This is a genomic window from Burkholderia sp. Ac-20344, assembly GCF_017104975.1.
Taxonomy (GTDB): domain Bacteria; phylum Pseudomonadota; class Gammaproteobacteria; order Burkholderiales; family Burkholderiaceae; genus Burkholderia.
Genome location: NZ_JAAGPP010000222.1, coordinates 1 through 10,522, shown reverse-complemented (window position 1 = coordinate 10,522; position 10,522 = coordinate 1). Strand labels below are relative to the sequence as shown.

Below are 10,522 nucleotides of genomic sequence, written 5' to 3'. Positions count from 1 at the left end.
CGCGGCGCGCCGGGCCGCCTGCCCGACATCAGCGCGCATTCCGACCTGACCGGCGTCGCGCTGAACTTCCCCGCGCCGTTCGCGAAGGCGGCCGGCACGCCGATGCCGTTCAGCTTCACGCTGCAGCCGGCGCCGCAGGCGGACGGCAAGCGCCTCGAGCACGCCGACCTGACGCTCGGCCCCGTGTCCGCGACCTACCTGCTCGACGCGACGCGCGGCCAGCCGCTGCGCGCGGTGCGCGGCGCGATGGGCATCCACCGGATGCCCGACATGCCGCAGGACGGCGTGAGCGCGGCCGTCGACGTCAACGAACTGGACGCCGATGCGTGGCTCGCGCTCGCCCATACGCTGAAGCCCGACACGCCGCGCGCGCCGGAGCCGCAGGCCGCGCCGCGCGTCGATTTCGCGAGCTTCGCGCCGAAGCGCTTCGCGTTCCATTTCGGCACGCTGAAGCTGCTCAAGCGCAACTGGGAAAACGTGATCGTCGGCGCGTCGCACATCGACGAGCTCTGGCAGGCGAACATCGCGTCGAACCAGGTGTCGGGCTACCTGTCGTGGGCGCCGGGCGGCGGCCACAACGGCGCGGGCGTGCTGAACGCGCGGCTCGCGAAGCTCGTGATCCCGGACAGCGCGCAGCACGACCTCGTCGGGCGTGCGATGAACCTGCCGACGCCGACCGACCGCCCGATGCCGTCGATCGACCTGATCGTCGACCAGGTCGTCGCGCGCAACCACGACATCGGCCGCCTCGTCGTCAACGCGCGCAACATCGACGAAGCCGGCACGCCGGTCTGGCAGCTCGACAAGCTGGAGCTGTCGAACCCGGCCGCGAAGCTGACGGCGACCGGCAACTGGCGCACGTCGCGCCGTGCGCTCGCCCGCGGCGCCGACGAGAACGATGCGCCGCGCCGCACGGTGTTCGACTTCAAGCTCGACATCGACAACGCGGGCGCGCTGCTCGACCGCGTCGGCCTGCCGCGCACGCTTGCGGACGGCCATGGCACGGTCACCGGCAAGGTCGGCTGGCGCGGCGGCCCGACCGCGCTCGACTTCCCGTCGCTCGGCGGCCAGGTCGCGCTCGATCTCGAACACGGCCAGATCCTGAAGGTCGATCCGGGCGCGGCGAAACTGCTCGGCGTGCTGAGCCTGCAGAGCCTCGCGCGCTTCCTGACGCTGAATTTCCGCGACGTGATCGGCAAGGGGCTGCCGTTCGACAAGATCACCGGCACCGGCCGGATCTCGAACGGGATCGCCCGCACCGACGACTTCTCGATGATGGCGGGGCCCGCGAACGTCACCGTGCGCGGTGCGGTCGATCTCGGCACCGAGACGCAGGACCTGCATGCGCACGTCGCACCGAAAATCAGCGCGGGTGCAGCCGCGATCGGCGCGGCCATCATCAACCCGCTGCTCGGCGTCGGCGTGCTGGCCGCGAACTACGCACTGTCGGAGACGCTGTCGCACGCGTTCGCGCTCGACTACGCGATCACCGGCTCGTGGGCGCACCCGCACATCGAGCGGGTGCGGGGCGATCAGGGTAAGATGAATCACGGTCCGGCCGACACGGTGAATCATTGAGCCGCGCGTCGAACCGCACACGGTGCCGGGCCGCACCCCATTTATGACGCAACCGATCCTGCGATGACCGACCCTACCCGTTCCGCCACGCCCTTCCAGGTCGCCGCGCTGCAGATGGTGAGCACGCCGGACGTCGCGCGCAATCTCGCCGAAGCGCGCCGCCTGATCGCGGAAGCCGCCGGCGAAGGTGCGCAGCTCGTGCTGCTGCCCGAGTATTTCTGCTTCATGGGCCACCGCGACACCGACAAGCTCGCGCTCGCCGAACCCTACCAGGACGGCCCGATCCAGCACTTCCTCGCAGAGGCCGCGCGTCGCCACGGCATCTGGGTGATCGGCGGCACGCTGCCGCTGAAGGCGCCGGAGCCCGATCGCGTGCTCAACACGACGCTCGTGTTCGATCCGTCCGGCCACGAAGCCGCGCGCTACGACAAGATCCACCTGTTCAACTTCGAGAAAGGCGACGAGTCGTTCGACGAGGCGCGCACGATCCGCGCGGGCGATACGGTCGTCGCGTTCGACGCGCCGTTCGGGCGGGTCGGCCTGTCGGTCTGTTACGATCTCCGCTTTCCGGAACTGTATCGCAGGATGGGCGACTGCGCACTGATCGTCGTACCGTCGGCGTTTACGTATACGACGGGCCGCGCGCACTGGGAAACGCTGCTGCGCGCGCGGGCCGTCGAGAACCAGTGCTACGTGCTCGCGGCCGCGCAAGGCGGCAAGCACGAGAACGGCCGGCGCACCTGGGGCCACAGCATGCTGATCGACCCGTGGGGCGAGATCGTCGCGGTCCGCGACGTGGGCGCCAGCGTCGTGCTCGGTGCGATCGATCCGCAGCGCATCGCCGACGTGCGCCAGAGCCTGCCCGCGTGGCGGCACCGCGTGCTGACCTGAATCCGGCCGCGCCGCTTGAAACGCCGCGCGGCCAACCCATCTGCCCAGCAGCACCCGACAACTTTTTGAGAAACCCCGATATCCGCATGAACATCATCGAACCCGGCATCCGCAACCTCGCGCTGGCGAAGGACATCCTGCTCACGCCGTACGGCCTCGACGAAAGCCTGCTCACGCGCACGATCGCCGACATCTTCACGCATCGCGTCGACTACGCGGACCTGTACTTCCAGGCGACCCGCAGCGAAGCGTGGAGCCTCGAGGAAGGCATCGTCAAATCGGGCAGCTTCAGCATCGACCAGGGTGTCGGCGTGCGCGCGGTCGCGGGCGACCGCACCGCGTTCGCGTATTCCGACGACCTGTCGCCGGAAGCCATCGCGCAAGCCGCCGCGGCCACCAAGGCGATCGCGGCGGCAGGCGGCGGCCGCCAGAAGATCAAGGCGGCGACGTCGCTGAAGGGCATCTCGGGCCGCGACCTGTACCTGCCGTCCGATCCGCTCGCATCGCTCGACGCGACGGCCAAGGTCAAGCTGCTCGAGCGCATCGAGCAGATGGCGCGCGGCCGCGACCCGCGCATCACGCAGGTGATGGCGGGCCTCGCCGGCGAATACGACGTCGTGCTCGTCGCGCGCAGCGACGGCGCGCTGGCGGCCGACATCCGCCCGCTCGTGCGCGTGTCGGTCACGGTGATCGCCGAGCAGAACGGCCGCCGCGAGATCGGCTCCGGCGGCGGCGGCGGCCGCTTCGACTATGGCTACTTCACCGATGAAGTGCTGTCGCGCTACGTCGACGACGCCGTGCATGCGGCGCTCGTGAACCTCGACGCACGCCCCGCGCCGGCCGGCGCGATGACGGTCGTGCTCGGGCCGGGCTGGCCGGGCGTGCTGCTGCACGAGGCGATCGGCCACGGCCTCGAGGGCGACTTCAACCGCAAGGGTTCGTCGGCATTCGCGGGCCGGATCGGCGAGCGGGTGGCCGCAAAGGGCGTGACCGTCGTCGACGACGGCACGCTGCCGAACCGCCGCGGCTCGCTGAACATCGACGACGAAGGCAACCCGACGCAGTGCACGACGCTGATCGAGGACGGCATCCTGAAGGGCTACATCCAGGACACGCTGAACGCACGCCTGATGAAGATGCCGGTCACGGGCAACGCACGGCGCGAGTCGTACGCGGCGCTGCCGATGCCGCGCATGACCAACACGTACATGCTGAACGGCGACAAGGATCCGCAGGAAATCATCGCATCGGTGAAGAACGGCCTGTACGCGGTGAACTTCGGCGGCGGTCAGGTCGACATCACGAACGGCAAGTTCGTGTTCTCGGCGTCCGAGGCGTACATGATCGAGAACGGCAAGGTCACCTACCCGGTGAAGGGCGCGACGCTGATCGGCAGCGGCCCCGAATCGCTGAAGGACGTGAGCATGATCGGCAACGACATGTCGCTCGACACGGGTGTCGGCGTGTGCGGCAAGGAAGGCCAGAGCGTGCCGGTCGGTGTCGGCCAGCCGACCCTGCGCATCGACAGGATGACGGTCGGCGGTACGGCATAACCGCATCGCGGCGCAGACATTCCGCGCATTTTGAAGAAAGCGCGCGGAATGTCCGCATTTTCGACGTCCCCCGGTTGCCAGCCGCCCGGCGACGGGGTATAAATTCCGAATCAACTTTTTTGACGAACCGAATCTCCGTCATGTCCGCCAAGTTTTACTTTTACTTTTTTTGGTATCTCAGACCACTGGCGGATCGAGAGGGTTGATGGCGCGTAAAGCGCAACCGAAATTCCCGAAAAACCGCCGGCGAACCCGGCGGTTTTTTTTTTCGCCCTTCGCCACCCGGTCGCCGCCGCAGCGGTCCCGCGGCCCCGACCGAAACCACTGAATCGCTTGAATTGATGAATCTGCCGCACGCGCACTCGCACTGACCGAACGGCGCGCGGAACCAAGGAGAAACAGCATGCCCCCGCACAACACCGACGACGTCCGCATTCGCGAGCTCAAGGAACTGACGCCGCCCGCCCACCTGATCCGTGAATTCGCGTGCTCCGAAGCCGCGTCCGAGCTGATCTACAACTCGCGCCAGTCGATGCACCGCATCCTGCACGGGATGGACGACCGGCTGATCGTCGTGATCGGGCCGTGCTCGATCCACGACACGAAGGCGGCGATCGAATACGCGGGCCGGCTCGTGAAGGAACGTGAGCGCTTCAAGGGCGAACTGGAAATCGTGATGCGCGTGTACTTCGAGAAGCCGCGCACGACGGTCGGCTGGAAGGGGCTCATCAACGATCCGCACCTGGACAACAGCTTCAAGATCAACGAAGGGCTGCGCACCGCGCGCGAACTGCTGCTCCAGATCAACGAGATGGGGCTGCCGGCCGCGACCGAATACCTCGACATGATCAGCCCGCAGTACATCGCCGACCTGATCTCGTGGGGCGCGATCGGTGCGCGCACGACCGAGTCGCAGGTGCACCGCGAGCTCGCGTCGGGGCTGTCGTGCCCGGTCGGCTTCAAGAACGGCACCGACGGCAACGTGAAGATCGCGGTCGACGCGATCAAGGCCGCATCGCAGCCGCACCATTTCCTGTCGGTGACGAAGGGCGGCCATTCGGCGATCGTGTCGACGGCCGGCAACGAGGACTGCCACGTGATCCTGCGCGGCGGCAAGGCGCCGAACTACGACGCGGACAGCGTGAACGCCGCGTGCGCGGACATCGGCAAGGCCGGCCTCGCCGCGCGCCTGATGATCGACGCGAGCCACGCGAACAGCTCGAAGAAGCACGAGAACCAGATTCCCGTGTGCGCGGACATCGGCCGCCAGATCGCGGCCGGCGACGCCCGCATCGTCGGCGTGATGATCGAATCGCATCTCGTCGAGGGGCGCCAGGACCTGAAGGAAGGTTGCGAACTGACCTACGGCCAGAGCATCACCGACGCGTGCATCGCGTGGGACGACAGCGTGAAGGTGCTCGAAGGCCTCGCAGAATCGGTGAAGGCGCGCCGCGTCACGCGCGGCAGCGGCAACTGATCGCCTCGCGTGCCGCAACAAAAAAGCCCGGCTCGCGCCGGGCTTTGTTTATTGGCCGGAGACCTTCCGCCAGTACATCACTCGAGCGCGCCCGAACCGAAGATTTCGGTGTTCACGCGTTCCGGCGCGACGCCGAGCGCGACGAGCGCGTCACGCTGCGCCTTCATGAACCCGATCGGGCCGCAGATGTAGTAGTCGGCGTCCGGCACCCGTGCGTATTGCTGCACGCGTTCCGGCGTAAGGCGCCCTTCCAGGTCGTAGTCGATGCCGGCGCGATCGTTCGGACCGACCAGCTCGTACAGCACCGTGCGCTTGACGTTCGCGTGCTCGCGCACCGCATCGTTCAGCCAGTCGCGGAACGCGTGCACCGCGCCCGAGCGGCAGGCGTGGACGAACCGCACTTCGCGCTGGCTGCCCTCGGCGATCAGCGTCGACGCCATCGACATCATCGGCGTGATGCCGACGCCGCCGGAGATCAGCACGACCGGCGTCTCGACGCCACGCTTCAGCGAGAATTCGCCCATCGGCGCGGTGACCTCGACGATCGCGCCCTCTTCCACGCCGTCGTGCATCAGCGTCGACACCTTGCCGGCGGGAATGACTTCCGGCTTGCCGGCCTCGCGCTTCACCGAGATGCGCAGCCACTTGCCGTGCGGTGCGTCGGACAGGCTGTACTGGCGCGGTTGGTCGACACCGAGGTCGCCGACGAAGCGCTTCACCGTGATGTACTGGCCGGGCTCGAACGTCGGCGCCGCGCCGCCGTCGGCCGGCGTCAGGTAGAACGACGTGATCTCGTCGCTTTCGCGCACCTTGCGCTCGACCTTGAACGGACGGAACCCGCTCCACGCCGCGCCCGCGTACAGGTCGGCCTCGACGCCGATCAGGATCTGCGCGAGCTGGCCGTACGCGACGCGCCACGCCTCGAGCGTGTCGGCATCGACCGCGTCGCCCAGCACTTCGACGATCGACGCGAGCAGGTTCTCGCCGACGATCGGGTAATGCTCGGGGCGGATGTTCAGGCTCGCGTGCTTGTGCGCGATCTTGGTTACGGCGCCGCCCAGCGCGCCGAGGTTGTCGATGTTCGCCGCATACGCGTAGACGGCCTTCGCGAGCGTTTCCGGCTGGCTACCCGTCTTCTGGTGCGTCTGGTTGAACAGGTTCTTCAGTTCCGGATGCCGCGCGAACATGCGCTGGTAGAAGTGCTTCGTGATCGTCGCGCCGTGCACGGCGAGGACAGGGGCAGTGGCCTTCACGCGAGCCATCTGGTCAGCGGTGATGTGGGTCATGTTCGTTCTCCGTTAAACATGCACATACAATACATTTTTAAAAATGAGTGCCCCTCGGGCAAATTGTCGCAGCGCGATAAAGGGGCGAAGCGTCAGCGGGCCCGGCCGCGCTCCCACAGCACGTCCGATCCGCCGTCGGTGCGGTTCAGCACGCGCGCCAGCACGAACAGCAGGTCCGACAGCCGGTTCACGTAGCGCCGCGGTGCATCGTTGAGCGTTTCGGTGCGCCCGAGCGCGACGATCGAGCGCTCCGCGCGGCGGCACACGGTCCGGCACACGTGCGCGAGCGACGCCGCGCGCGAGCCGGCCGGCAGAATGAATTCCTTCAGCGGCGGCAGCGTCGCATTGTAGTCGGCGAGCCAGCGGTCGAGACGCGCGAGATGCGTGTCGTCGAGCACCGTATGGCCAGGAATGCACAATTCGCCACCGAGATCGAACAAGTCGTGCTGGATCGTCACGAGCGCCGTGCGGATAGCGTCCGGCAGCGTTTCGGCGAGCAGCACGCCGAGGTTCGAGTTCAGTTCGTCGACGTCGCCGATCGCGGCGATCCGCGTGTCGTCCTTGGCGATGCGCCGGCCGTCGCCGAGGCCGGTGGTGCCATCGTCGCCCGTGCGCGTGGCGATCTTGCTCAAGCGGTTGCCCATGCGGATGTCCTCTCGTGCGCGGCCGCGAAGCGGCCCGTTTGGGTTCGAACGCGATTATCGCAGCCCGCGGCGGCAGGCGCAGCGGGCGTTACAGCGTAGAATGGGCCGAAACCCTGCAGCACGGGAGCCGGGGCGGCGCCAACGCGCCCACCCGGATCGACAAGGAGACGTACGTGAATCACCCTGCCCCGCCGGCCGCCACGCGCCGCCCCCTTCCCCCCGCCATGCTCGATGCGCTGCGCGCCGCCTTCGGCGAGCGCGTGTCGACCGCCGAAGCCGTCCGCACCCACCACGGCCGCGACGAATCGCCGTTCGACCCGCAACTGCCCGACGCCGTCGTGTTCGCGCACAGCGCGGACGACGTGCGCGAAGTCGTATCGCTGTGCTCGCTGTACAGCGTCCCGCTGATCCCGTACGGCGCCGGCTCGTCGCTCGAAGGCCACCTGCTTGCGGTGCGCGGCGGCGTATCGCTCGACCTGTCGGACATGAACCGCGTGCTGTCGATCAACGCCGAAGACCTGACCGTGACGGTCGAGCCGGGCATCACGCGCAAGGCGCTCAACGAAGCGCTGCGCGATACCGGCCTGTTCTTCCCGATCGACCCGGGCGCCGACGCGAGCGTCGGCGGGATGACCGCAACCCGCGCATCGGGTACCAACGCCGTGCGCTACGGCACGATGCGCGAGAACGTGCTGGGCCTGACCGCCGTGCTCGCCGACGGCCGCGTGGTGAAAACCGGCTCGCGCGCCCGCAAGTCGTCGGCCGGCTACGACCTCACGCGCCTGTTCGTCGGCTCCGAAGGCACGCTCGGCGTGATCACCGAGATCACGCTGCGCCTGCATCCGCTGCCCGAAGCCGTGTCGGCCGCGATCTGCACGTTCCCGTCGATGGGCGACGCGGTGCGCACCGTGATCGAGACGATCCAGATCGGCGTGCCGATCGCGCGCGTCGAATTCGTCGATGCGCTCGCCGTGCGCTCGATCAACCGCCATTCGAACCTGACGCTCGCCGAAGCGCCGACGCTGTTCTTCGAATTCCACGGCACCGAGGCCGGCGTGAAGGAACAGGCCGAACTCGTGCAGGCGCTCGCCGGCCAGAACAACGGCCAGGGCTTCGAATGGGCGACCCGCCCCGAAGACCGCAGCCGGCTCTGGGCCGCCCGCCACAACGCGTATTTCGCGATGCTGCAGCTGAAACCCGGCTGCCGCGCGGTGACGACCGACGTGTGCGTGCCGATCTCGCAGCTCGCCGCGTGCGTCGAGGAAACCGAGGTCGACCTGCGCGCATCGTCGCTGCCCTGCCCGATCGTCGGCCACGTCGGCGACGGCAATTTCCACGTCGCGATCCTGATCGACCCCGACAAGCCCGAGGAACTCGCCGAAGCCGAGCACATCAACGACCGGATCGTCGAACGCGCGCTGCGCCTGGGCGGCACCTGCACCGGCGAGCACGGCGTCGGGCTGCACAAGATGCGCTTCCTGCCGAAGGAGCACGGCGACAACGCGATCGATACGATGCGCGCGATCAAGCTCGCGCTCGATCCGCGCAACCTGATGAATCCGGGCAAGATTTTCACGTGCTGACACGGCGGCGCGACACCGCGCCGCCTGCTGCAGGAGACCCAATGAACGCTCCCGTCGAACTGTCGAGCGCGGCACGCGCGCAGCGCCAGCGCGAAGTCGTGCAGGCGCTGATGGCCGTGCTGCCGACGCACTGCCTGCTGTACCGCGACGAAGACACGGCGCCGTACGAATGCGACGGCCTGTCCGCATACCGCCGCCTGCCGCTCGCGGTCGCACTGCCCGAAACGGAATCGCAGGTGCAGCGGATCGTGCAGATCTGCCGCCGCATGGAGGTGCCGATCGTGCCGCGCGGCGCGGGCACGAGCCTGTCGGGCGGCGCGCTGCCGATCGCGCTCGGCGTTGTGCTGTCGCTCGCGCGCTTCACGCGCATCGTCGAAGTCGATCCTTACGCGCGCACGGCGACCGTGCAGCCCGGCGTGCGCAACCTCGCGATTTCGGAAGCTGCCGCGCCGTACGGCCTGTATTACGCGCCCGATCCTTCTTCGCAGATCGCGTGCACGATCGGCGGCAACGTCGCGGAGAATTCCGGCGGCGTCCACTGCCTGAAATACGGGCTGACCGTGCACAACGTGATGCGGGTGCGCGCGGTGACGATCGACGGCGAGATCGTCGAGTTCGGCTCGCTCGCGCTCGACATGCCGGGCCTCGACCTGCTCGCCGTGATGATCGGCAGCGAAGGGATGTTCGCGATCGTCACCGAGGTCACGGTGAAGCTGATCCCGAAGCCGCAAACGGCCCAGCTCGTGATGGCGAGCTTCGACGACGTCGTCAAGGGCGGCGAGGCCGTCGCGGCGATCATCGCGTCGGGGATCATCCCGGCCGGGCTCGAAATGATGGACAAGCCGGCCACGCAGGCCGTCGAAGCGTTCACGCACGCGGGCTACGACCTCGAGGCGAAAGCGATCCTGCTGTGCGAATCGGACGGCACGCCGGAAGAAGTCGCCGAGGAAATCGTGCGGATGACGGCCGTGCTGCGCGAGCACGGCGCGACGCGCATCCAGGTCTCGCGCAACGAGAGCGAGCGGCTGCGCTACTGGTCGGGCCGCAAGAACGCGTTCCCGGCCGCCGGCCGCATTTCCGCGGACTATTACTGCATGGACGGCACCGTGCCGCGCCGCGCGATCGGCCCGCTGCTCGCGCGCATCGAACAGCTCGAAACGCGCTACGGGCTGCGCTGCATCAACGTGTTCCACGCGGGCGACGGCAACATGCATCCGCTGATCCTCTACAACGCGAACGATCCGGACGAACTGCACCGCGCCGAGCAGTTCGGCGCGGAAATCCTCGAATGCTGCGTGGAATTCGGCGGCAGCGTGACGGGCGAGCACGGCGTCGGCATCGAGAAGCTCAATTCGATGTGCGTGCAGTTCTCGCCGCAGGAGCGCGATGCGTTCTTCGCGGTCAAGCGCGCATTCGATCCGGCGGGGCTGCTGAACCCGGACAAGGGCATCCCGACCCGCGCGCGCTGCGCCGAGTACGGTCGCCAGCACGTGCGCGGCGGGCTGCTGCA

Annotated in this window: 8 protein-coding genes; 6 read left to right on the top strand and 2 right to left on the bottom strand. The window is 68.1% G+C overall.

Annotation, left to right across the window (positions count from 1 at the left end; genetic code table 11):
• The 4 genes from G3N64_RS36265 to aroG all read left to right on the top strand — a co-directional run.
• The coding region (locus tag G3N64_RS36265) for an AsmA-like C-terminal region-containing protein (RefSeq protein WP_277399157.1) at positions 1 to 1,578 on the top strand (1,578 nt) is incomplete at its 5' end.
• Between the two features lie 63 nt (positions 1,579 to 1,641).
• The gene (locus G3N64_RS36260; RefSeq protein WP_205788446.1) at positions 1,642 to 2,469 is read left to right on the top strand and encodes a carbon-nitrogen hydrolase family protein; all 828 of its coding nucleotides are present in this window, start codon (positions 1,642 to 1,644) and stop codon (positions 2,467 to 2,469) included.
• 86 nt (positions 2,470 to 2,555) lie between these two features.
• Positions 2,556 to 4,022: a metalloprotease TldD gene (gene tldD / locus G3N64_RS36255; protein ID WP_205788445.1), complete on the top strand. Its 1,467-nt coding sequence runs from the start codon at positions 2,556 to 2,558 to the stop codon at positions 4,020 to 4,022.
• Positions 4,023 to 4,425: 403 nt separating this feature from the next.
• Positions 4,426 to 5,499: a 3-deoxy-7-phosphoheptulonate synthase AroG gene (gene aroG / locus G3N64_RS36250; RefSeq protein WP_089424547.1), complete on the top strand. Its 1,074-nt coding sequence runs from the start codon at positions 4,426 to 4,428 to the stop codon at positions 5,497 to 5,499.
• A gap of 77 nt (positions 5,500 to 5,576) precedes the next feature.
• Here aroG and hmpA read toward each other — a convergent pair whose 3' ends face one another.
• Complete coding sequence (hmpA, locus tag G3N64_RS36245) at positions 5,577 to 6,785, bottom strand: NO-inducible flavohemoprotein (RefSeq protein WP_205788444.1); 1,209 nt, start codon at positions 6,783 to 6,785, stop codon at positions 5,577 to 5,579.
• 92 nt (positions 6,786 to 6,877) lie between these two features.
• On the bottom strand, positions 6,878 to 7,429 hold the full coding sequence (locus G3N64_RS36240; RefSeq protein WP_205788443.1) for a cob(I)yrinic acid a,c-diamide adenosyltransferase: 552 nt from the start codon (positions 7,427 to 7,429) through the stop codon (positions 6,878 to 6,880).
• Positions 7,430 to 7,602: 173 nt separating this feature from the next.
• Between G3N64_RS36240 and G3N64_RS36235 the strand changes: the two genes are divergently transcribed.
• Complete coding sequence (locus G3N64_RS36235; protein WP_205788442.1) at positions 7,603 to 9,012, top strand: FAD-linked oxidase C-terminal domain-containing protein; 1,410 nt, start codon at positions 7,603 to 7,605, stop codon at positions 9,010 to 9,012.
• 41 nt (positions 9,013 to 9,053) lie between these two features.
• Positions 9,054 to 10,522, top strand: a 1,469-nt coding sequence (locus tag G3N64_RS36230) for an FAD-linked oxidase C-terminal domain-containing protein (RefSeq protein WP_205788441.1), incomplete at its 3' end; no start/stop codon positions are given.